At 63.5% G+C, this 444-nt stretch carries 1 protein-coding gene; it reads left to right on the top strand.

All coding sequences use genetic code 11. The features are described from left to right. The coding region (locus GPA27_RS28445) for a cupredoxin domain-containing protein (RefSeq protein WP_246261545.1) at nt 1-413 on the top strand (413 nt) is incomplete at its 5' end. Nucleotides 414-444: the final 31 nt, after the last annotated feature.

Here is a 444-nt window from a genome sequence, read left to right as displayed (position 1 = left end):
CCTCCACAGGCCCCGTGGTCAAAGAGCAAAAAGACTGGGGCATTGCAGGCGATGCCCAGCAGGTGCGCCGCACGATCACCGTGCGCATGGGCGACGACATGCGGTTCAGCCCCCGCCACATCGAAGTGCGCGAGGGCGACACTGTGCGGCTGCGCGCACAGAACAAAGGCCAGGTGCTGCACGAGATCGTGATCGGCACCAAGGCGGAGCTGGACCAGCACGCCGAAATGATGAAAAAGCACCCGGGCATGGAACACGACGAGCCTTACATGACCCATGTGGCGGCAGGCAAGGCCGGCGACATCGTGTGGCACTTCAACCGCGCAGGCAGCTTTGACTTTGCCTGCCTCATCCCCGGCCATTACCAGGCCGGCATGACCGGCACCATCACCGTGCTGCCCCGCCATCCATAACGCCAGGAGAAACACCATGACCCTCCAACGC

The organism is Aromatoleum toluolicum, assembly GCF_012911005.2.
GTDB classification, from domain to species: Bacteria; Pseudomonadota; Gammaproteobacteria; order Burkholderiales; family Rhodocyclaceae; genus Aromatoleum; species Aromatoleum toluolicum.
Note: the sequence above shows the minus strand (reverse complement) of the source record. Positions and strands in the feature narration are given on the sequence as shown.